19 protein-coding genes are annotated in these 20,138 nt (G+C 62.1%); 5 read left to right on the forward strand and 14 right to left on the reverse strand.

Annotated elements, in window-relative coordinates; translation table 11 throughout:
- Positions 1 to 6 precede the first annotated feature (6 nt).
- From nagZ to D3880_RS14200, 3 genes are read right to left on the reverse strand one after another with little or no spacing between them, the layout of a single operon-like run.
- On the reverse strand, positions 7 to 1,005 hold the full coding sequence (nagZ, locus tag D3880_RS14190) for a beta-N-acetylhexosaminidase (RefSeq protein WP_177412200.1): 999 nt from the start codon (positions 1,003 to 1,005) through the stop codon (positions 7 to 9).
- 21 nt (positions 1,006 to 1,026) lie between these two features.
- A complete protein-coding gene (locus tag D3880_RS14195) occupies positions 1,027 to 1,551 on the reverse strand; it encodes a L,D-transpeptidase (protein WP_119894092.1) in 525 nt (174 codons plus the stop codon).
- Positions 1,552 to 1,600: 49 nt separating this feature from the next.
- Positions 1,601 to 2,311 carry a TetR/AcrR family transcriptional regulator gene (locus tag D3880_RS14200; protein ID WP_119894093.1) on the reverse strand — a complete coding sequence of 237 codons (711 nt, stop codon included), beginning with the start codon at positions 2,309 to 2,311 and terminating at the stop codon, positions 1,601 to 1,603.
- Positions 2,312 to 2,543: 232 nt separating this feature from the next.
- On the opposite strand from D3880_RS14200, the gene lexA reads away from it, so the two are divergent.
- The gene (gene lexA / locus D3880_RS14205; protein WP_119894094.1) at positions 2,544 to 3,152 is read left to right on the forward strand and encodes a transcriptional repressor LexA; all 609 of its coding nucleotides are present in this window, start codon (positions 2,544 to 2,546) and stop codon (positions 3,150 to 3,152) included.
- 10 nt (positions 3,153 to 3,162) lie between these two features.
- Positions 3,163 to 3,639 carry an SOS-induced cell division inhibitor SulA gene (gene sulA, locus D3880_RS14210; protein WP_119894095.1) on the forward strand — a complete coding sequence of 159 codons (477 nt, stop codon included), beginning with the start codon at positions 3,163 to 3,165 and terminating at the stop codon, positions 3,637 to 3,639.
- 114 nt (positions 3,640 to 3,753) lie between these two features.
- Here sulA and D3880_RS14215 read toward each other — a convergent pair whose 3' ends face one another.
- The 6 genes from D3880_RS14215 to fadB form a co-directional block, all read right to left on the reverse strand.
- Positions 3,754 to 3,987 carry a hypothetical protein gene (locus D3880_RS14215; protein ID WP_119894096.1) on the reverse strand — a complete coding sequence of 78 codons (234 nt, stop codon included), beginning with the start codon at positions 3,985 to 3,987 and terminating at the stop codon, positions 3,754 to 3,756.
- Positions 3,988 to 4,059: 72 nt separating this feature from the next.
- Entirely contained in the window at positions 4,060 to 4,575 is a 516-nt protein-coding gene (locus D3880_RS14220) for a DUF6586 family protein (protein WP_119894097.1), read from the reverse strand.
- A 78-nt stretch (positions 4,576 to 4,653) separates the two neighbouring features.
- Complete coding sequence (gene topA / locus D3880_RS14225; protein ID WP_119894098.1) at positions 4,654 to 7,263, reverse strand: type I DNA topoisomerase; 2,610 nt, start codon at positions 7,261 to 7,263, stop codon at positions 4,654 to 4,656.
- A gap of 112 nt (positions 7,264 to 7,375) precedes the next feature.
- Positions 7,376 to 7,612 carry a DUF1653 domain-containing protein gene (locus D3880_RS14230; protein ID WP_119894099.1) on the reverse strand — a complete coding sequence of 79 codons (237 nt, stop codon included), beginning with the start codon at positions 7,610 to 7,612 and terminating at the stop codon, positions 7,376 to 7,378.
- Between the two features lie 85 nt (positions 7,613 to 7,697).
- On the reverse strand, positions 7,698 to 8,873 hold the full coding sequence (fadA, locus tag D3880_RS14235; protein ID WP_119894100.1) for an acetyl-CoA C-acyltransferase FadA: 1,176 nt from the start codon (positions 8,871 to 8,873) through the stop codon (positions 7,698 to 7,700).
- A 30-nt stretch (positions 8,874 to 8,903) separates the two neighbouring features.
- On the reverse strand, positions 8,904 to 11,051 hold the full coding sequence (gene fadB, locus D3880_RS14240) for a fatty acid oxidation complex subunit alpha FadB (protein ID WP_119894101.1): 2,148 nt from the start codon (positions 11,049 to 11,051) through the stop codon (positions 8,904 to 8,906).
- 469 nt (positions 11,052 to 11,520) lie between these two features.
- Between fadB and D3880_RS14245 the strand changes: the two genes are divergently transcribed.
- Entirely contained in the window at positions 11,521 to 12,327 is an 807-nt protein-coding gene (locus tag D3880_RS14245; protein WP_119894102.1) for a hypothetical protein, read from the forward strand.
- Positions 12,328 to 12,401: 74 nt separating this feature from the next.
- On the opposite strand, the gene D3880_RS14250 is transcribed toward D3880_RS14245, so the two are convergent.
- On the reverse strand, positions 12,402 to 12,839 hold the full coding sequence (locus D3880_RS14250; protein ID WP_119894103.1) for a hypothetical protein: 438 nt from the start codon (positions 12,837 to 12,839) through the stop codon (positions 12,402 to 12,404).
- Positions 12,840 to 12,921: 82 nt separating this feature from the next.
- Here D3880_RS14250 and D3880_RS14255 point away from each other — a divergent pair, with 82 nt between their 5' ends.
- Positions 12,922 to 13,362: a universal stress protein gene (locus D3880_RS14255; RefSeq protein WP_119894104.1), complete on the forward strand. Its 441-nt coding sequence runs from the start codon at positions 12,922 to 12,924 to the stop codon at positions 13,360 to 13,362.
- 34 nt (positions 13,363 to 13,396) lie between these two features.
- Here D3880_RS14255 and D3880_RS14260 read toward each other — a convergent pair whose 3' ends face one another.
- On the reverse strand, positions 13,397 to 14,083 hold the full coding sequence (locus D3880_RS14260; RefSeq protein WP_119894105.1) for a DUF6901 family protein: 687 nt from the start codon (positions 14,081 to 14,083) through the stop codon (positions 13,397 to 13,399).
- Between the two features lie 12 nt (positions 14,084 to 14,095).
- On the reverse strand, positions 14,096 to 16,015 hold the full coding sequence (locus tag D3880_RS14265; protein ID WP_119894106.1) for an ATP-binding cassette domain-containing protein: 1,920 nt from the start codon (positions 16,013 to 16,015) through the stop codon (positions 14,096 to 14,098).
- A 182-nt stretch (positions 16,016 to 16,197) separates the two neighbouring features.
- Here D3880_RS14265 and D3880_RS14270 point away from each other — a divergent pair, with 182 nt between their 5' ends.
- On the forward strand, positions 16,198 to 18,126 hold the full coding sequence (locus D3880_RS14270) for a transglycosylase SLT domain-containing protein (protein ID WP_119894107.1): 1,929 nt from the start codon (positions 16,198 to 16,200) through the stop codon (positions 18,124 to 18,126).
- 135 nt (positions 18,127 to 18,261) lie between these two features.
- Here D3880_RS14270 and D3880_RS14275 read toward each other — a convergent pair whose 3' ends face one another.
- Together D3880_RS14275 and D3880_RS14280 are read right to left on the reverse strand one after the other, a co-directional pair.
- The gene (locus tag D3880_RS14275; protein ID WP_420800831.1) at positions 18,262 to 19,065 is read right to left on the reverse strand and encodes an MOSC domain-containing protein; all 804 of its coding nucleotides are present in this window, start codon (positions 19,063 to 19,065) and stop codon (positions 18,262 to 18,264) included.
- A 79-nt stretch (positions 19,066 to 19,144) separates the two neighbouring features.
- Positions 19,145 to 20,071, reverse strand: coding sequence for a chemotaxis protein CheV (locus tag D3880_RS14280; RefSeq protein ID WP_119894109.1), 927 nt, complete (start codon positions 20,069 to 20,071; stop codon positions 19,145 to 19,147).
- Between the last annotated feature and the right edge of the window lie 67 nt (positions 20,072 to 20,138).

Genomic DNA, 20,138 nt, shown 5'->3' on the forward strand with positions numbered 1-20,138 from the left:
CTTTCCTCAATCAATCAACTGGGCGGTGCGCAGATCGGCCACGGCCGCCAGCCAGCGCGGCTGCTGGCGGTATTCGGTGGTCGCGAAACCCTGGCCGCGCATGCGCGCCAGACGTGCCGGCACCTGCACCCTGAGGCGCTGCAAGGCACTCAGGGCCAGCTCGGCGGCGCCGCGGTCATTGCACACCAGGCCCATGTCACAGCCGGCAGCGAGTGCCGCCTCGATGCGGCTGGCGGCATCGCCGACCACATGGGCGCCGGCCATGGACAGGTCATCGCTAAAGATCACTCCGTCGAAGCCCAACTCGCCGCGCAGGATGTCCTGCAGCCAGCGGCGGGAGAAACCGGCCGGCTGTGCGTCCACCTGCGGGTAAATGACATGCGCCGGCATCACCGCCGCCAGCTTTTTGCTGAGCTGGGCAAAAGGCCGCAGGTCATTGGCGCGGATCTGCTCCAGAGTGCGTTCGTCAATCGGGATGGCCACATGGGAATCCGCCTCAGCCCAGCCGTGACCGGGGAAATGCTTGCCGGTCGCCGCCATGCCCGCGGCATTCATGCCGCGGGTAAAGGCCCCGGCCAGCAGCGTCGCGCGTTGTGGGTCGCCCTCGAAGGCACGGCTGCCGACCACGGCGCTGCGCTGGTAGTCGAGGTCGAGCACCGGGGCGAAGCTGAGATCCAGACCGACCGCCAGCACCTCGGTGGCCATCAGCCAACCGCATTGTTCAGCCAACCACTCGGCATTGGCGTTGTCGGCTATGGCACGCATCGCCGGCAGGCGTACGAAGCCCTGGCGCAGGCGCTGCACCCGCCCGCCCTCCTGATCCACCGCCAGCAGCAGATCCGGGCGCACCGCGCGAATGGCCGCGCTCAACTCGCGCACCTGACGGGGATGCTCGATATTGCGCGCAAACAGGATCAAACCACCCACTTGCGGTTGCCGAAGAATCAGCCGGTCTTCAGCGGTCAGCCAGGTGCCGCCGATATCCAGCATCAAAGAGCCTTGCAGGCTTGAAGTCATAACGAATCCTTACACGAGTTCGGCCGCGGCCCAGTCCGGGCACGGCGCTTCATCGATTAGCACCGCACAGTGGATGGGAACACGCGGGAAGAGTTCCAGCAGATCGGCATTGCGCAAACGAATGCAGCCGTGGGAGAGCGGCACACCCATGGGCTCGCTATCGGGCGTACCGTGCAGGTAGATGTAGCGGCGGAAGGTATCGACGCCGCCGAGACGGTTGCGGCCTGGCTCGCAGCCACTCAGCCAGAGGATACGGGTGAGAATCCAGTCGCGCCCGGGAAATTGCGCATTCAGTTCAGTGGACCAGACTTCGCCGGTCCAACGTCGCCCACGCAGCACTGCCCCTGCTGGCAAGCTTTCGCCGATTTTTGCCCGCACCTGATGCAGGCCACGCGGAGTACAACCCGAGCCATGGCGCTCGCCGGCCCCCTTCAACGCCGTAGAAACCGGCAGGCGCAGCACCAGCCGCCCGGCGGCGAAGCCATAAAGGCACTGGTCGGCGAGAGAAATGTGCAGAAGATCGAGAGTGCGCATGGGCGGCTAGCTTAGCCGATCAGGCCAGCCGCGCCCACCGCCAGGCGGGTCAGACCTTGGCCGCAGCCGGGGTCGCCGTCTTGCTGCGCGGTTTCAGTTGCGCGGCAGCCAGAGCCTCATCGGTCACCCCGCTGTCGGCCCGCATGGCCGCCGCCAGAAACGGCACCATCAGGCGCATCACCTGCTCAATGGAGGTGTTGACGCCGAAGTCATTTTCGGCAATTGCCCGCAATGCCTTGATCCCGGACATGCTGAACGCCGCCGCGCCGAGCATGAAGTGGATGCGCCAGAACAGTTCGAGCGGCGGAATGCGCGGAGCCCCCTCATGCAACAACATCATGTAACGGCGAAACACCTTGCCATAGGCGTCTTCCAGATAGCGCCGCAGATGCCCCTGGCTCTGGCTGAAGGCCAGACCGAGCAAGCGCATGAAAATCGACAGATCGTTGCCGCTGCGCGGCTTTACCGCCAGCGCTTGCTCGACCAGGATCTCCAGCAACTCCTCGAGACTGGCCTTATGCTCGGCCCTAGCCTGCCGACGATCCAGTTCGCGCTCGAGACTGTTGCAGAAAGGTCCGAGAAAGCGCGAGAACACCGCCTGAATCAGCGCTTTCTTCGAACCGAAGTGATAGTTCACCGCCGCCAGGTTGACCCCGGCCTTGCTGGTAATCGAACGCAACGAGGTCTCAGCGAAACCTTTTTCGGCGAACAACTGTTCTGCTGCGTCGAGAATACGTTCGACGGTTTCCGACTGGGCCATTACAAATATACCTAACAAACACTTGTTTGAAACATACGTACCACCCTGCTCGCTTGTCAAGCAACGCATGCAGGCTCCAGCCAGCTTGCTTGCGAGCCCGCTAATCATAAGCCTAAACCAGACGCTGATTGGGACGCGTAAGTTACAGCGGCCTGACAATCCAAGCAGGGATTGCCAAGGCCGAATCACTGTATATAATTCCAGTCACTGTATAAAAAAACAGAGTACAGCCATGCTGAAGCTAACGCCGCGCCAAACCGAGATTCTGGAGTTCATCAAGCGTTGCCTGGAAGATAACGGCTACCCTCCGACGCGCGCGGAAATCGCCCAGGAACTCGGCTTCAAGTCACCCAATGCCGCCGAAGAACATCTCAAGGCGCTGGCCCGCAAAGGCGCCATCGAGATGACCCCCGGGGCCTCCCGTGGTATCCGCATCCCCGGTTTCGAACCGAGCAGTGAGGAAGAAGGTCTGCCCATCATCGGCCGAGTCGCGGCCGGCGCGCCGATCTTGGCGCAACAGAATGTCGAAGAGGCCTGCCGGATCAACCCAGCCTTTTTCCAGCCTGCCGCCGATTATCTGTTACGCGTACGCGGCATGAGCATGAAGGACGTCGGCATCCTTGATGGCGACCTACTGGCAGTGCATACCACCCGCGAAGCACGCAATGGCCAGATCGTCGTGGCCCGGCTGGATGATGAGGTCACAGTGAAACGCTTCAAACGCGAAGGCAACAAGGTCTGGCTGATTGCCGAAAACCCCGAATTCGCCCCCATCGAAGTAGATCTGGAAACCCAGGATCTGATCATTGAAGGTTTGAGTGTCGGCGTAATCCGCCGCTAGAGGAGGCTTTATGCAGTTCCCGCAGTCGCTCAGTCGTACTCAGCTTCCACTGTTCGAGGCCTTTCTGGCTCAACCCGTGGCGCCGTCGATACCCGAAATTGCAGATACCGCCGCCTGGTTCGATGAACCTGAAACGTTCAGTGAACTGTCGCTGCGGGGTGCCGTAGGCAACCGCCTGCATCTGCTGGCGCCGATCCTCCGGGAATTAAGCGAGAACCTCGATGCCCGTTGGCTGACCTTAATCGCTCCACCCGCCAGCCTGACCCAAGCTTGGCTGCGCGACACCGGCCTGAACCGCGAGCGCATCCTGATTCTGCAACCAAGTCAGGGCCAAAGTGCTCTGCAACTGGCTTGCGAGGCCCTGCGCCTCGGCCGCAGTCACACAGTTGTCAGCTGGCTACACCCGCTACATAGCCCAGCGCGCCAGGAACTGGCCGCCGCCGCCCGCCAGGGTGGTGCTCAGAGCCTGAATATCAGCCTGGGTTGACAGAAAAGCCGAGAGCTCGACTCCCCTCGGCACAAGGATGTGCCACTCTCACCATGCGAGCACGGCCTACAGCAGCGCTCAATCGATTTATCGCCTTACCCCACCGCACTCGACTCAGTGCAGCACTCGCGGCTCTTCATCGCGGTCGAAATCGCCTTCCGCCAGGCGCCCTGCCATCTGCACCCCGACATTCAGCATGGCTTTGGCCACCTCAATATGGTGGCCCTGCAGAAAAGTCTTGGCATCGGCGGAAAAGTCCAGAGTCACCAATGCCTCTTGATCCTCGGCGCGTCGCAAGGCAATACGCCCGTCGGGCAATTCCACGATTTCAAGAAAGGATGTAGACATCAGAACCTCCAGAAAAGGGCCGCGAGTGTACCAGTCGGCTGGGGTTCTGCCCTAGCCCAGGCGCCAAGCGACTCAGCACTCACTGAGCGACTCACGAAAACGCAGCGCCAGCCCTTTCAGCTGTTGCCGCCAGTCCTCAAGCTCCTGGCGCGCCAGTGGCACTTCTTCATCCAGGCTGACCGACTCGATCAACGGCAAGGCCGGATCGACTTTGGCCTTCTTGGGTGCCTGCGGTGGCTGAAATAACGCCGCATACGCGGCCAATAGCTGCGCCAGCCAGGTTTCCGACTGCTGCGCCAGCTCGACCAACTCGGCCAGCTCCGGACAGGGTGCCTGACTTAACACCTCAGGCAGCAGGAACAGCTCGACGCGCGGCACATGGCTTTGCGGCAGGCGGTAATAGCCCGCGATCTCATGACACAGTCCGAGCAAGGCGCCATAGAGATGGAACAGCACCGCCTCGCGTTCGGACTGGATCAGCGCCTGGGCATTCATCGCCCGCCCTTCTTCCGCCTGCTGCCAGGCAGTGAGGGCCAGGCCGGCGAAATACAGTTTCTGGTTCGTGCGGGTATAGAGTTCGTGGGCCATTGCAGCGCCCTCCACGGCAAGTACGTTCACTATACGCGCGCCAGCTGGAGACCGGCGCGCGCTTATCCGATTGGGTGTTTAGCGCTTGTCTTCGACCTTCCAGGCGCCACCGCTGTAGAAGGCGCGCCAGCCGGTCGGCTTGCCCTCCACCTCGGACTGCACGTATTGCTCCTTGGTCTTGCGGCTGAAACGGATCACCGCTGGACGCCCTTCCGGATCCTTCTTCGGCGCCTCAAGCAGGAAGTGATATTTCGCATCCAGCTCATCCTTGTGTGGAATCAGCTCGAGCACCAGCGGCGCACGGGTCTCGCGGTTCTTCGGGAACTGGCTGGCGGCCAGGAACAGGCCGGAAGCGCCGTCACGCAGCACATAAGTGTCGTTGACCTTCTCGCACTTGAGCTCTGGCATCTTGATCGGGTCGATCTTCGGCGGCGCGGCCTCGCCGCTCTTCAGCAGCTTGCGAGTGTTCTTGCAGGACGCATTGGTGCAACCGAAGAACTTGCCGAAGCGACCAGTCTTCAACTGCATCTCGCTGCCGCACTTGTCGCACTCCAGGCTCGGGCCTTCGTAGCCCTTGATGCGGTACTGCCCTTCCTCGATTTCATAGCCGGAACAATCCGGGTTGTTGCCGCAGATATGCAGCTTGCGCTTCTCGTCGAGCAGATAAGCATCCATTGCCGTGCTGCAGACCGGGCAACGATGCTTGCCGAGCAACACGCGCGACTCCGATTCGCCCTCGTCATCGGCGGCGATCTCGTCGCCCGGAATCAGGTTGACGGTCGCCTTGCAGCGTTCTTTCGGCGGCAGCGCGTAACCGGAGCAGCCGAGGAACACGCCGGTGGAAGCGGTACGAATCATCATCGGCCGGCCGCATTCGCGGCAGTGAATATCGGTCAGGGTCGGCTGGTTGGCGCGCATGCCGCTGTCGCTAGTTTCGGCCAGCTCGAGCTTTTTCTTGAAGTCGCCATAGAACTCGTCGAGCAGGTGCTTCCAGTCACGCTCGCCCTGGGCGACATCATCGAGATGCTCTTCCATACCGGCGGTGAAACCGTAATCCATCAGATGAGAAAAACTCTCGCTCAGGCGCTCGGTGACGATGTCGCCCATCTTCTCCGAGTAGAAACGGCGGTTATGCACGGTCACATAGCCGCGCTCTTGGATGGTCGAGATGATCGCCGCATAGGTCGACGGCCGGCCGATGCCACGCTTCTCCAATTCCTTGACCAGGCTGGCTTCGGAATAGCGCGCCGGCGGCTTGGTGAAGTGCTGACTGGGGTCGAGCTTGAGCAGCTTGAGCACTTCGCCTTCGTTCATCTCCGGCAGCACGTCGTCATCGCCGGGCTTGCTCTGTTGCGGCAGCACGCGGGTGTAACCGTCGAACTTGAGGATGCGACCCTTGGCGCGCAGTTCAAACTCGCTCGCCTTGACGCTGACGCTGGTGGACAGATATTCCGCCGGCGGCATCTGGCAGGCGACGAATTGGCGCCAGATCAGGTCATACAGGCGCTCGGCATCGCGCTCCATGCCGGACAGCTGAGTCGGCTTGAGGTTGACGTCGGACGGGCGAATCGCCTCGTGCGCCTCCTGGGCGCCCTCTTTGCTCGAATAGACAATTGGCTTGGCCGGCAGATATTTCTTACCAAACTCACCCTCGATAAAGCCACGCGCCATCTCTACGGCATCCTGCGAGAGGTTGGTCGAGTCGGTACGCATATAGGTGATATAGCCGGCCTCGTAGAGACGCTGGGCCATCATCATGGTCTTCTTCACGCCGAAGCCGAGGCGGTTACTCGCCGCTTGCTGCAACGTGGAGGTAATAAAAGGTGCGGAAGGCTTGCTGCTGGTCGGCTTGTCTTCGCGCTTGATCACGCTATAGCTGGACGCCTTGAGCTTCTCCAGCGCGGCGGTGGCCTGGGATTCATTCAGCGGCTTGAATGCTTCGCCATTTTGCCGAGCGACTTCGAAGCGCACGTTGGCGCCCTTGGCCGTGCCCAGATCTGCATGGATCTCCCAGTATTCTTCAGGCACGAACGCGCGAATTTCTTTCTCGCGCTCGACGACCAGCTTCACGGCTACCGACTGCACGCGGCCGGCGGAAAGGCCCCGGGCGATCTTCTGCCACAGCAGAGGGGAAACCATGTAACCCACCACGCGATCGAGGAAACGTCGCGCCTGCTGGGCGTTGACTCGGTTGATATCCAGCTCGCCCGGTTGCGAGAACGCTTCCTGGATCGCCTTCTTGGTGATTTCATTGAACACCACGCGCTTGTAGCGGCTGTCATCGCCACCAATGGCTTCGCGCAGGTGCCAAGCGATGGCCTCCCCTTCGCGATCCAAGTCGGTTGCGAGATAGATGGTGTCGGCATCCTTGGCCAGGCGGCGCAATTCGTCGATCACCTTTTCCTTGCCAGGCAGGATCTCGTACTTGGCTTTCCAGCCATGCTCGGGATCGACGCCCATGCGCGTGAACAACTGGCGCTTGGCTTTTTCCTTGGGCGACAGCACCGGTGCCTCGCCTGCAGCAGCCTTGCCGCGCTTGGCTGGCTCTTTGCTGGCACTGGCCGAACCGCTGGTAGGCAGGTCACGGATATGGCCGATGCTCGACTTCACCACGTACTGGTTGCCCAGATACTTGTTGATGGTCTTGGCCTTGGCCGGGGATTCCACGATGACCAGCGATTTGCCCATGGATCGGAAAGTTCCTGAATTTAAGAAATTAAAGGCGGGGTGTCTGAAGCGGCACCGCTATATATAGTGGCGACTGAGGCAAGGTCAAGCGCAGGGCTTGCCCGGTCGACTCTCAGGGCCGCGCGAACAAGTCAGGTTCGGCTTGTACCAGAGCAAAGCGCTGAATGGTGCAACCGTCCACTTCCAGGGTCCCGCAGAACATACTCAGCGGCCGCACCCACAAGCCGTACTCGCCATATAACGCCTGGTAAACCACCAACTCTTCCTCGGTTTCGGAATGGCGTGCGGTACCGATGACGCGGTATTCGGGGCCCTTGTAATGACGATAAAGACCGGGCTGCAATGACATGCTGGGCTTCCAACAGCGGATTATTAAAAACGACCAGAAATGAAAACCGGGGCACTCGGCCCCGGCTTTCACACCTCGTTGCGCGTTAGATGCGCTCGAAGATGGTGGTGATTCCCTGGCCGAGGCCCACACACATGGTGGACACGCCAAAAGTACCACCGTTCTGCTTCATCACGTTCAGCAGGGTACCGGAGATACGCGCACCGGAACAACCGAACGGGTGACCCAGGGCAATGGCGCCGCCATGCAGGTTGACCTTCTGCTCCATCTTGTCGAGCAGCTTCAGGTCCTTCAGAACTGGCAGAGCCTGGGCCGCAAAGGCTTCGTTGAGCTCGACGAAGTCGATGTTGTCCATGGTCAGACCGGCGCGCTTGAGCGCCTTCTGGGTCGACGGTACCGGACCGTAGCCCATGATCGCCGGATCGACGCCGGCCACCGCCATGGCCCGCACCACGGCCAGCGGCTGGATGCCGAGATCCTTGGCGCGCTGGGCGGACATCACGATCATGCAGGAAGCGCCGTCGGTGATCTGCGAGGACGTACCCGCAGTCACGGTGCCGCCTTTCGGGTTGAACGCCGGCTTCAGGGCCGCCAGGCTTTCCAGGGTGGTCTCCGGACGAATGGTTTCGTCGTAGTCGAACACCTTGAGGAAGCCGTTCTCGTCGTAGCCTTGCATCGGGATGATTTCATCCTTGAACTTGCCTTCGACGGTGGCCTTGTGTGCCAGACGGTGCGAACGCTCACCGAACGCGTCCTGCTGCTCGCGGCTGATGCCATGCATCTTGCCGAGCATCTCTGCAGTCAGACCCATCATGCCCGAAGCCTTGGCGGCGTACAGGGACAGGTGCGGGTTCGGATCGACGCCATGCATCATGCCGACGTGGCCCATGTGCTCCACGCCGCCGACGACGAACACGTCGCCATTGCCGGTCTGGATCGCTTGCACGGCAGTGTGCAGCGCGCTCATCGACGAACCGCACAGACGGCTGACGGTCTGGCCGGCGCTGGTGTGCGGGATCTGGGTCATCAGCGACGCCATGCGCGCGATGTTCCAGCCCTGCTCCAGGGTCTGGTTGACGCAGCCCCAGATCACGTCTTCGACTTCAGCCGGGTCCAGCTTGGTGTTGCGTGCCAGGACGCCGCTGATCAGGTGTGCCGACATGGTCTCGGCACGGGTGTTGCGGTGCATGCCACCTTTGGAACGACCCATCGGGGTACGACCGAAGTCGACAATGACTGCATCTCTAGGATTCAGGCTCATAAATTCACTCTCGCTCTGTTCGTTCCGCGATTAACCGAAAAACTTCTGGCCGTTTTTGGCCATTTCGCGAAGCTTGGCGGTCGGGTAGTACAGCGCACCCAGCTCGGCATATTGGTCGGCCAGGGCTACGAATTCGGCTACACCGATGGAGTCGATGTAACGCAGTGCACCACCGCGGAAGAGCGGGAAGCCGATACCGTAGATCAGACCCATATCGGCCTCGGCAGCGGTTTCGACGATGCCGTCTTCCAGGCAACGAACAGTTTCCAGGCACAGCGGGATCATCATGTAGTTGATGATGTCTTCGTCGCTCAGCTCGCGCTGCTCGACAACGATCGATTTCAGCAGATCGTAGGCAACCGGATCGGAGACTTTCTTCGGCTTGCCGCGCTTGTCTACTTCATAGGAGTAGAAGCCTTTGCCGTTCTTCTGGCCCAGGCGATTGGCTTCGTACATCACGTCGACGGCCGTCTTGCCTTCCACGGCCATACGATCCGGGAAACCTTCCGCCATTACGTCGCGACCATGGTGGCCGGTGTCGATGCCGACCACGTCAGACAGATAGGCCGGGCCCATGGGCCAGCCGAACTTCTCCATCACCTTGTCGATGCGCATGAAGTCGACACCGAAGGACAGCAACTTGGAGAAACCGCCGAAGTACGGGAACAGTACGCGGTTGACCAGGAAGCCCGGGCAGTCGTTGACCACGATCGGGTTCTTGCCCATTTTCTTGGCGTAGGCAACGGTGGTGGCCACGGCCACATCGCTGGACTTCTCGCCGCGAATAACTTCAACCAGCGGCATCATGTGCACCGGGTTGAAGAAGTGCATGCCGACGAAGTTTTCCGGACGCTTGAGGGCTTTGGCCAGCAGGCTGATGGAAATGGTCGAAGTGTTGGATGCGAGGATGGTGTTCTCACCCACCACGCCTTCCACTTCAGCCAGCACTGCTTGCTTGACCTTCGGATTCTCGACCACGGCTTCGACGACGAGGTCGACGTTGCCGAAATCACCGTAGGACATGGTCGGGCGAATGGCGTTGAGGGCTTCGGCCATCTTCGCCGGGGTCATGCGGCCTTTCTCGACGCGCTTGCCGAGCAGCTTGGAGGCTTCGTTCAGGCCCATCTGGATACCCTCTTCGCGGATATCCTTCATCAGGATCGGCGTGCCTTTGGAGGCGGACTGGTAGGCGATACCGCCACCCATGATGCCGGCGCCCAGTACGGCGGCCAGTGTCACGTCACGGGCGATTTCGTCGTGGTGCTTGGCCTTCTTCTTCAGCTCCTGGTCGTTGAGGAACAGACCGATCAGGCTTTCGGCAACCGAGGTCTTGGCCAGTTTGACGAAGCCAGTGGCCTCCACTTCCAGGGCCTTGTCGCGGCCGAAATTGGCGGCTTTCTGGATGGTCTTGATAGCTTCGACCGGGGCCGGATAGTTCGGACCGGCCTGGCCCGCGACGAAACCCTTGGCGGTTTCGAAGGCCATCATCTGCTCGATGGCGTTGAGCTTGATCTTCTCCAGTTTCGGCTGACGCTTGGCCCTGTAGTCCAGCTCGCCGGAGATGGCACGCTTGACCAGGTCCAGCGCGGCTTCTTTGAGCTTGTCGGCAGTAACCACGGCATCCACGGCGCCGAGTTTCAACGCGTCGGCAGCCTTGTTTTCCTTGCCGGAGGCGATCCACTCGATGGCGTTGTCGGTACCGATCACGCGCGGCAGGCGCACGGTGCCGCCGAAACCGGGATAGATGCCCAGTTTGACTTCAGGCAGACCGATCACAGCGCGCTCGGCCATGACGCGGTAATCCGCAGCCAGACACATCTCGAAACCGCCACCGAGGGCGATGCCGTTGATGGCGACTACGGTCGGAACATTGAGGTCTTCGAAGTCGCTGAAGATCTTGTTGGCTTCGAGGTTACCCGCCACCAGCTCTTCATCCGACAGCTTGAAATTTTCAGTGAATTCACTGATATCGGCGCCGACGATGAACACGTCTTTGCCACTGGTGACAATCACGCCCTTGATCGAACCGTCGGCCTTGATGGCGTCTACCGACTGGCGCAGATCGGCCAGGGTCAGACGGTTGAATTTGTTGACGGACTCACCCTTGAGGTCGAAATTCAATTCGACGATGCCACTCTCAAGAGCCTTAACCGTGATGGCTTTACCTTCGTAAATCATCAACTGATCTCCACGGTATGGAAGCTGAACAGTACACGTCAGACGCCTGAAGCAACGGGGCATCCCCATTGCAGAGCCTTCGAGGATAGCCCCGATGAGCCCGGCACACCCGCCGACGCGATAATCGGGTTACCGCTGAAAAGGCGTCGTATTCTGACAAACGCTCATTTCATACGCCCGTTTGACTTGGGTGCGCACACATTCGTGGAAAAGCAGGTAATTGTCAATTGGGGCCACCCGTTAGCATGAGAAGCCCGGGTTTGGTGCCGGCGCATGGGCAGGCATCGCGGCTAATAGCCCGACATAAAGGGCATAAATGATACCGACCACTTCAACCAGGCTCAGTAAAAATGCGGTATGCGGGCATGCCTAGCTAAACCGGGTGACCGCAGGTACATTCGTTCCAAACGCTTGGGCCACCCGGCGCGATAACAACAAGAAGCCTCAAGGGCATCACGGAGTCGTACCCATGACGAGACGCTGGCTTGCCATCTCGCTGACCGCCCTGCTTTGTGCCGGTCTTTCCACCGCTTTTGCCGCTCCCGCCGACGATCTATTGAAACTGCACCAGGTGCGCCTGGCGGCGCAGAAGACCCTGGGCGACTTTTATATGTACAACGGCATGGAAGGCGATCAGCGTTACGCGCGCATGATCGACGAGTCGCTGCAGCAAACCGACGCCCATCTCAAGGAGCTCGGCGCGATGCCGGGAGAGTCCTCTCGGGCGTTGCGTACCCAGTTCGACACGCAATGGCAAAGTTATGAAAGCGAACTCAAGACCCTGATCAGTGCGCTGAAAGACCAGGGCGTCACCGACCTGCAAGCGATTGCCGAGCTGACTACCCGCAACCAGCAGCTGCTGGCCCTGAGCAATGAGCTGTACAACAAAATCCAGCAGGAAGGCGCAGTTCAGGTGCCGCCACTGACCCAGCAAAGCCGCGACCAGAGCCTGCTGATGCAGACCATCGCCGTGGATTACGCCTCACGCAGCGCCTCGGTTGGCGGTTCGTTCTTTGGCGGCGCCGACGAAGCACGGCCGATCGAAGAACTGGTCAAGGAGTTCGCCGGCAAGCTAAGCAGCATGGAGAATGCGCCGCAGAACACGGCGCAGATCAAGCAGGAGCTGGAAAACGTCAGCACCAAATGGCGCTACATCGAGAAATCTCTGCAAAACTACAACGAGAACAGTGTGCCGTTCCTTGTCAACAAGTACGCGGATCGCATCATCGAAGGATTGGAGACGGTCTCCGCGCAGTACGCGGGAGCCAAGCTGTAAGCAGCGACCTCATCGATTCCGGCCTGCCTGGCCATGTTTGAAGCCCGGTGCTTGCGCCGGGCTTTTCTTTGCCCTCAAGCCAGGGCCTGCAGCGCTGCGGCAATGCGCTGCAACACTTCCGGCTCGCCCCGCTCGCCCCAATACAGGGCGATCATCTGCTTGCTCGCCTCGACCTTGTAGACATCCGCCGGCAAGCCTGCCAAGCGCTCGAGCAGCGCCGCGTCGGCACAAGGCTCGCGCCACTGATTGACCCACTGCCCCGGCGCCAGCTGCCAATAGCTCCAGCTATCAGCATGCCCAGAGCGCCGTGGGCTATGGTACTGGGCACAGGGGCTCGGCGGCTCCTGCGGCAACCAGTGCGGCCAGTCCTGGCGAGCCAACTGCATGGCCAGGCCCATCCGCCGGGCAGCCAGGCGCATAGCCATCTGCCGGCCTTGGTGCTGCGAGGGGCGCAGCCAGACCAGCGGGCTGAGCCCCGCCAGCAGGAGCAAAATCACTATCCACCAGGTCATAAACTATATCTCGCAGGGGAAATTCGGTGTTCAACGGCCAAGACAGCCATACTTATGCTCTATCGCCCTCAGGAGGAGTCCCATGCCCTACCAGCACATTCTGATCGCCATCGATCTATCCGAAGAATGTCATCCGGTCATGCTGCGTGCGCAGGAACTCGCGATCAGCAGCCAGGCCAAGCTGTCCTTGGTGCATATCGTCGAGCCCATGGCCATGGCCTTTGGTGGCGATGTGCCGATGGACCTGTCGATGCTCCAGCAGCAGCAATTCGACCAGGCCCGCGAGCGTATGCACGGCTTCGCCAGTCGCTATCCGCAGCTCAGCGTCGACAACCGCCACCTGGTATACGGCCAGCCGCGCCAGGAAATCCACCGCCTGGCCCAGGAACAGGGCTGCGACCTGATCGTCGTCGGCAGCCATGGCCGCCACGGCTTGGCCCTGCTGCTCGGTTCCACCGCCAATGACGTCCTGCACGGCGCCCCCTGCGACGTACTGGCCGTACGCCTGAAAAAACCGGAGTAACAATCCGCGGCGAACCGCGCCAGCGCGGTTCGCCTTACTCCAGCGAATCGCCCGCGCTCATCACCAGCGGGCGAATCTTTTGTAACTGCGTCTCCAGCGAGTAGGTCATGCTCGACGACATGGAGAAGAAGCTCAGGAACGCCTTGAGGTTGGAATCGCCTTCGCAGGTATCGTGAATCCGCTGCCAGAAGGCCTGATTGACCAACTGCAGCTGCTGGAACACCCGCACCAGCCCATTCAGCGCCCAATCCGCGCGTCGACCCTCACGCTGATTGAAATACTGCCGCGCCAGATAGAGCGAAACCGCACGCAGGATGAACTCTTGATTGCTGGCGAACGGCAGGTGGTTGTGCGCCATCGGCTTGAGCTTGGCCAACGTCGGGCAGGCGCTGGTGGCCATGATCAGCCCGAGCAGCGCACGCAGACCCTCCTCCAGGCCGACCTGCTTGCTGTATTCGCGCTCAGGGGTGCGCACCCAGAAGCCGGCCTTCTTGAAGGCCGGCAGGCCGTGGAAATCCTCGATCACCCGATGCAGGTCGACCGCCGCCGGGCAATGGCTGTAATCCTCACGCTTGAGCGGGCAGTTGCTGCACTGTTGATGCTCCAGACGCGTCCACGCCGGTGCCCGCTCAGCCCGCTCGCGGTCATAGCCGCGCTCCAGCTCGATGCGGTAATTCAGCTCATGCCCAGTATCGAGATTGATGCGGTACTCAATCGCCATCCCTGTCTCCTGTCATTCGTCCAATTCAGCCCAGCGTTCCAAGAGGGCATCCAACTCATACTGCAAGGTTTCCAGACGTTGCAGCGCGGCACCGGTCTCGCTCGCCGGGCGCTGGTAAAAGGCCGGATCGGCGACCTCGGCGTTCAACACCGCGATCTTTTCTTCCTGCGCCTCGATCAATCCCGGCAAGGCTTCCAGCTCACGCTGCAACTTATAGCTGAGCTTCTTCTTCGCCACCGGAGCAGCCTCGGCCACCGCAGGGGCGGACGTGGCCGCTTCCGGGGTCGGGGCGACCATCTCGGCCTTACCCGACTTGCTCTCGCCGACACCCAGCAGACGTGGCGAACCACCCTGGCGCAGCCAGTCCTGGTAACCGCCGACGTACTCGCGCACCAGCCCTTCGCCCTCGAACACCAGGGTGCTGGTCACCACGTTGTCGAGGAAGGCCCGGTCGTGGCTGACCATCAGCACGGTGCCGGGGAAGCTCAGCAGCACTTCCTCCAGCAGTTCGAGGGTTTCCACGTCGAGGTCGTTGGTCGGCTCGTCGAGCACCAGCAGGTTGGCCGGCTTGCTGAACAGCTTGGCGAGCAATAGGCGTGCCCGTTCGCCGCCGGACAGCGCCTTGACCGGTGTGCGGGCACGTTGCGGGCTGAACAGGAAATCACCCAGATAGCTGAGCACATGGCGGTTCTGGCCATCGATGGTGATGAAGTCGCGACCTTCGGCGACGTTGTCGATGACGGTCTTCTCCAGCTCCAACTGGTGACGCAACTGGTCGAAATACGCCACTTCCAGGCGTGTGCCGACCTCGATGACGCCTTCGGTCGGTTGCAGGTCGCCGAGCAGCAGCTTGAGCAGCGTGGTCTTGCCGGTGCCGTTGGCGCCGAGCAGACCGATGCGGTCGGAGCGCTGCAAGACCAGGGAGAAGTCATCGATCAGCTTCGGTCCGCCCGGATGAGCGAAGCTGATGTGCTCGGCAACCATCACCTGTTTGCCGGACTTGTCCGCGGTATCCAGCTGGATATTGGCCTTGCCCTGGCGCTCGCGGCGTTCGGCACGCTCGGCGCGCATCGCCTTGAGCGCCCGCACGCGGCCTTCGTTGCGGGTTCGGCGGGCCTTGATGCCCTGGCGAATCCACACTTCCTCCTGGGCCAGGCGCTTGTCGAACAGCGCATTGGCGGTTTCTTCCGCCGCCAGCTGCTGCTCCTTGTGCACCAGGAAGCTGGCGTAGTCGCCGTTCCAGTCGATCAGGCCGCCGCGATCCAGCTCGAGGATGCGCGTCGCCAGGTTCTGCAGGAAGGAACGGTCGTGGGTGATGAACAGCACGGCACCCTGGAAACCCAGCAGCGCCTCTTCCAGCCAGGCGATGGCGCCGATGTCGAGGTGGTTGGTCGGCTCGTCGAGCAGCAGCAGATCCGGCTCGGAGACCAGCGCCTGGGCCAGCAGCACGCGACGACGCCAGCCACCGGACAGTTCGGCGAGGGTCTTGTCGGCCGGCAACTGCAGGCGGCTGAGGGTGCTGTCCACCAGCTGTTGCAGGCGCCAGCCATCGCGCGCTTCGAGGTCGTGCTGGACATGCATGAGCTTGTCCAGATCGGCGTCGGAATGGATGTTCTGGCTGAGGTGGTGATATTCGGCGAGCAAGGCGCCGACGCCGGACAGGCCCTCGGCCACCACGTCGAACACCGTCCGCTCGTCGGCGCGCGGCAGTTCTTGCGGCAGTTCGCCGATCTTCAGCCCCGGCGCGCGCCAGATCTCGCCGTCGTCGGCGTGCTGGTCACCCTTGACCAGGCGCAGCAGGCTAGACTTGCCGGTACCATTGCGGCCGATGATGCACACCCGCTCGCCCCGGGCGATTTGCCAGGACACCCGGTCCAACAGCGGCATCGCGCCGTAGGCCAGGGACACATCGCTGAACTTGAGCAGGGTCATGAGCACCTCCGAAAACTGGGGGCGCATTCTACCCGACTTACATCGGCGCCAGCCGGGCATTTTTGCAGCATGTGTCCACCCCGGCGCGGTGCTTTCGCCCGCCTATGGCAAAAGGCTAAGCTAAATGCATTCGATGCCGGCCAACCGCGCATCCCCCTGTATCCGTTATCCCCGGAAGTGTCATGCGCGGTCGTCTGCTCAGCCTGTTGTCCTGCTTCATTTTCTCAACCGTAACCTTCAGTGCCGCCGAGGCCGCCAGCCTGGCCCAGCAGCGCCAGTATTACGACACGGCCAAACGCGCCCTGGCCAAGGGCGATGCCGGTCCTTACCGGATGTATGCCAGTGCCCTGCGCGACTATCCGCTGGAACCCTATCTGGCCTATGACGAGCTGACCGCCCGTCTGAAAAGCGCGAGCAACACCGAAATCGAGAAATTTCTCACCGAGCACGGCGACCTGCCGCAGGCCAACTGGATGAAGCTGCGCTGGCTGCGCTGGCTGGCCGAACGTGGCGAGTGGCAGACGTTCGTCAACTATTACGACCCGAAGATGAACTTCACCGAGCTGGACTGTCTCTACGGCCAGTACCAGCTCAGCCACGGCCTGAAGGCCGAAGGCAACACCACCGCCGAGAAGCTCTGGCTGGTGGGCAAGTCGCAGCCGGAAGCCTGTGATGTGCTGTTCAGCATGTGGAGCAGTCGCGGCCAACTGACCGAGGAGAAGCGCTGGAAGCGCGCCAAGCTGGCCGCCGAGGCGCGCAACTATGGCCTGGCCAGTCACCTGGTGAAAACCCTGCCGACGCTCTCCAGCCAGGGCCAATTAATGCTCGATGTGGCGCAGAAGCCGCTGATGCTCAACCAGACCGCGCGCTTCACCCCCACCAGCCAGACCATGGCCGATGTGGTCGGTCTCGGTTTGCGCCGCCTGGCCCGCGAATACCCGGACAAGGCCATCGACCTGCTCGACAGCTACAGCAAGCGCCTGCCCTTCTCCACCGAGGAGAAGGTCGCCATCGCCCGCGAGATCGGCCTGAGCCTGGCCAAGCGCTTCGATTCCCGTGCCCTGGCGGTGATGACCAAGTACGACCCCGGCTTGCGCGACAACACCGTGTCGGAATGGCGCATGCGCCTGCTGCTGCGCCTCGGGCGCTGGGACGCTGCCTATCAGCTCAGCCGCCAACTGCCCGCCGACTTGGCGAAAACCAACCGCTGGCGCTACTGGCAGGCCCGCAGCCTGCAACTCGCGCAACCGAACAGCAAGGAGCCGCTCGCCCTCTACCAGCCGGTGGCGCGCGAGCGGGACTTCTACGGCTTCATGGCCGCCGACCAGATCAAATCGCCTTATCAGCTGAACAACAAGCCGCTGGCGCTCGACCCGAAAGTCATCCAGAAGGTGCGTAACACCGCCGGCATCCGCCGCGCCCTGGAGTTCCATGCGCGCGGCCAGATCGTCGACGGGCGCCGCGAGTGGTATCACGTCAGTCGCCTGTTCAGCCGCGATGAACTGGTCGCCCAGGCGCGCCTGGCCTACGACATGCAGTGGTATTTCCCGGCCATCCGCACCATCAGCCAGGCACAGTACTGGGACGATCTAGATGTGCGTTTCCCGATGGCCTACCGGCCGACCCTGGTCCGCGAGGCCCGCAACCGTGGCCTGCATTCCAGCTGGGTGTTCGCCGTCACCCGCCAGGAAAGCGCGTTCATGGCCGACGCCCGCTCCGGCGTCGGCGCTACCGGCCTGATGCAGTTGATGCCAGCGACCGCCAAGGAAACCGCGCGCAAGTTCGGCATTCCGCTGGGCTCGCCGCAACAGGTGCTGATCCCGGAGAAGAACATCCAGCTCGGTGCCGCCTATCTGAGCCAGATCCATGGCCAGTTCAACGGCAACCGTGTGCTCGCCTCCGCTGCTTACAACGCCGGCCCCGGGCGCGTGCGCCAGTGGCTCAGGGGCACCAACCACTTGGCCTACGACGTCTGGGTGGAAAGCATCCCGTTCGACGAAACCCGGCAGTACGTGCAGAACGTGCTGTCTTATTCGGTGATCTATGGCCACAAGCTCAACGCCCCGCAGCCGCTGGTCGAGTGGCACGAACGTTTCTTCGACGATCAGTGATACGAATTGGCACGAGGCTGATGCGTAGGTTGGCGCTGAGCACAGCGAAGCCCAACGGCGGGGGGCAGGGTTTAGTCCTGGGCGTGGAATCACCCTCGCCCGTTGGGCTTCGTCGCTGCGCTCCTCAGCACCAACCTACGCCAGCACTTCGACTTCCATGCCCAGCGCCAGACTGCCGGTACCGCGATTGATCAGGTTCTGGCCGAAATACACCTCGCCATCGCGTTCGCGGTAGGTTTCCAGGGTAGTCAGCGGTTCACGGTCGGTGCTGCGCTCGCCACTTTGCGGATCGACTGTGGTCAGCACACAACGGCTGCAGCCCTTGGCCACGTCGAACTCCAGCGTGCCGATGCGGATGCGCTGCCACTCGTCCTCGGCATAGGGCGCGCTGCCCTGCACCACCAGGTTGGGGCGGAAGCGCAGTATCTCCAGCGACCGCCCGACCCGCGCCGAAAGGTCGTCCAGCGAGGCCTGGCCGATCAGCAACAACGGGAAACCATCGGCGAAGCCGACCTTGTCGCCGGGCTGGGCGTAGCCGGTGTCGACTTGGCGTGCCCGGCTGTCCGGCACCTGCACCAGGCGACAGGCGCGGCCGAGGAAATCGCTCAGCCAAGCCGCCGCCGCATCGCCGGCATCCGGCACCCGCAGGGTGTCGCGCCACACGCTCACGCCGCGCAGCTCGGCATCCGGGTCGGGCAGCGCCACCTCAAGACTGGTGCGCCCGGGGGCGCTGAGGGTCAGCCCGCCGGCCGCGTTCCACAGCGCCGACAACTGGCTCATCTGCGGCAGCAGGCGCTGGGTGAGGAAGCGCCCGGTGGCCGCCTCCACCAGCATCCAGCGGCGATCTCCCTGCAGGCCGAGGGCATCCAGGCGGGCGCTGGCCAGGCTTTCGCCACGGCCAGATTTCAGCGGGTAACGGTAGAGGGCGGAGAGGTACATGGCCGGCATCCTTGGGGCAGAAATGCCGGTTATACGAGCAGCCGGGCGACCGCTCAAGTCCGTTGTGACAGATAAGGCATCACTGATCGCGCAGCAGGCGCTCGCGAATCACCTCGACCAGCTTGTCCGGCTGGAACTTGGAGAGGAAGTTGTCGCAGCCGACCTTCTGCACCATGGCCTGGTTGAAACTGCCGGACAGCGAGGTGTGCAGCACCACGTAGAGGTCGCGCAGGCGCGGGTCATTGCGAATCTCGGTGGTCAGGCGGTAGCCATCCATCTCCGGCATTTCCGCATCGGTGAAGACCATCAGCAGCTTGTCGGTCATCCGCTCGCCGCTGTCGGCCCAGGCTTTCAGCATGTTCAGGCCTTTCAGGCCGTCGCTCGCCACGTGCATCTTCAGGCCCAGCTGGCTCAAGGTCTCGCGCAGCTGCGCCAGCGCCACGCTGGAGTCGTCGACCAGCAGCACCTCGCGGCCGCGCGCCTTGGCCAGCACCGGATCGTCGAGGCGCTCGCCGGAAATCTTGGCGTTGTAGGGCACGATCTCGGCCAGCACCTTTTCCACGTCGATGATTTCCACCAGTTGCTCGTCGACCTTGGTGATCGCCGTCAGGTAATGCTGACGTCCCGCTCCGCCCGGCGGCGGCAGGATGGCTTCCCAGTTGAGGTTGAGGATGCGGTCGACGCCGCTGACCAGGAAGGCCTGCACCGAGCGGTTGTATTCGGTGACGATGATGGTGCTGCGCTCATCCGCCAGCTGCGGGCGCATGCCAATGGCGCGCGACAGATCGATCACCGGCAGGGTCTGCCCGCGCAGGGTGACCACCCCGCAGACGAACGGATGGCGGTGCGGCATCAGGGTCAGCTTCGGCATGTGCAGGACTTCCTGCACCTTGAATACGTTGATCGCGAACAGCTGGCGGCCGGCCAGGCGGAACATGAGAATCTCCAGCCGGTTCTCGCCCACCAGTTGGGTGCGTTGATCCACCGTGTCGAGAATGCCGGCCATCGTCTACTCCTGAGCTGTGCGGAAAATTGCCTACGCCCGGGTTATCGGCAGGCCCGGGCGAAGCTGA

It is taken from the genome of Pseudomonas cavernae (assembly GCF_003595175.1).
Taxonomy (GTDB): Bacteria; Pseudomonadota; Gammaproteobacteria; order Pseudomonadales; family Pseudomonadaceae; genus Aquipseudomonas; species Aquipseudomonas cavernae.

Excerpts from the sequence above, each read along its gene's own strand:
- D3880_RS14195 (WP_119894092.1), bottom strand. The coding sequence starts at position 1,551 with ATGCGCACTCTCGATCTTCTGCACATTTCTCTCGCCGACCAGTGCCTT.
- D3880_RS14200 (WP_119894093.1), bottom strand. The coding sequence starts at position 2,311 with ATGGCCCAGTCGGAAACCGTCGAACGTATTCTCGACGCAGCAGAACAG.
- lexA (WP_119894094.1), top strand. The coding sequence starts at position 2,544 with ATGCTGAAGCTAACGCCGCGCCAAACCGAGATTCTGGAGTTCATCAAG.
- sulA (WP_119894095.1), top strand. The coding sequence starts at position 3,163 with ATGCAGTTCCCGCAGTCGCTCAGTCGTACTCAGCTTCCACTGTTCGAG.
- D3880_RS14215 (WP_119894096.1), bottom strand. The coding sequence starts at position 3,987 with ATGTCTACATCCTTTCTTGAAATCGTGGAATTGCCCGACGGGCGTATT.
- D3880_RS14220 (WP_119894097.1), bottom strand. The coding sequence starts at position 4,575 with ATGGCCCACGAACTCTATACCCGCACGAACCAGAAACTGTATTTCGCC.
- topA (WP_119894098.1), bottom strand. The coding sequence starts at position 7,263 with ATGGGCAAATCGCTGGTCATCGTGGAATCCCCGGCCAAGGCCAAGACC.
- D3880_RS14230 (WP_119894099.1), bottom strand. The coding sequence starts at position 7,612 with ATGTCATTGCAGCCCGGTCTTTATCGTCATTACAAGGGCCCCGAATAC.
- fadA (WP_119894100.1), bottom strand. The coding sequence starts at position 8,873 with ATGAGCCTGAATCCTAGAGATGCAGTCATTGTCGACTTCGGTCGTACC.
- fadB (WP_119894101.1), bottom strand. The coding sequence starts at position 11,051 with ATGATTTACGAAGGTAAAGCCATCACGGTTAAGGCTCTTGAGAGTGGC.
- D3880_RS14245 (WP_119894102.1), top strand. The coding sequence starts at position 11,521 with ATGACGAGACGCTGGCTTGCCATCTCGCTGACCGCCCTGCTTTGTGCC.
- D3880_RS14250 (WP_119894103.1), bottom strand. The coding sequence starts at position 12,839 with ATGACCTGGTGGATAGTGATTTTGCTCCTGCTGGCGGGGCTCAGCCCG.
- D3880_RS14255 (WP_119894104.1), top strand. The coding sequence starts at position 12,922 with ATGCCCTACCAGCACATTCTGATCGCCATCGATCTATCCGAAGAATGT.
- D3880_RS14260 (WP_119894105.1), bottom strand. The coding sequence starts at position 14,083 with ATGGCGATTGAGTACCGCATCAATCTCGATACTGGGCATGAGCTGAAT.
- D3880_RS14265 (WP_119894106.1), bottom strand. The coding sequence starts at position 16,015 with ATGACCCTGCTCAAGTTCAGCGATGTGTCCCTGGCCTACGGCGCGATG.
- D3880_RS14270 (WP_119894107.1), top strand. The coding sequence starts at position 16,198 with ATGCGCGGTCGTCTGCTCAGCCTGTTGTCCTGCTTCATTTTCTCAACC.
- D3880_RS14275 (WP_420800831.1), bottom strand. The coding sequence starts at position 19,065 with ATGTACCTCTCCGCCCTCTACCGTTACCCGCTGAAATCTGGCCGTGGC.
- D3880_RS14280 (WP_119894109.1), bottom strand. The coding sequence starts at position 20,071 with ATGGCCGGCATTCTCGACACGGTGGATCAACGCACCCAACTGGTGGGC.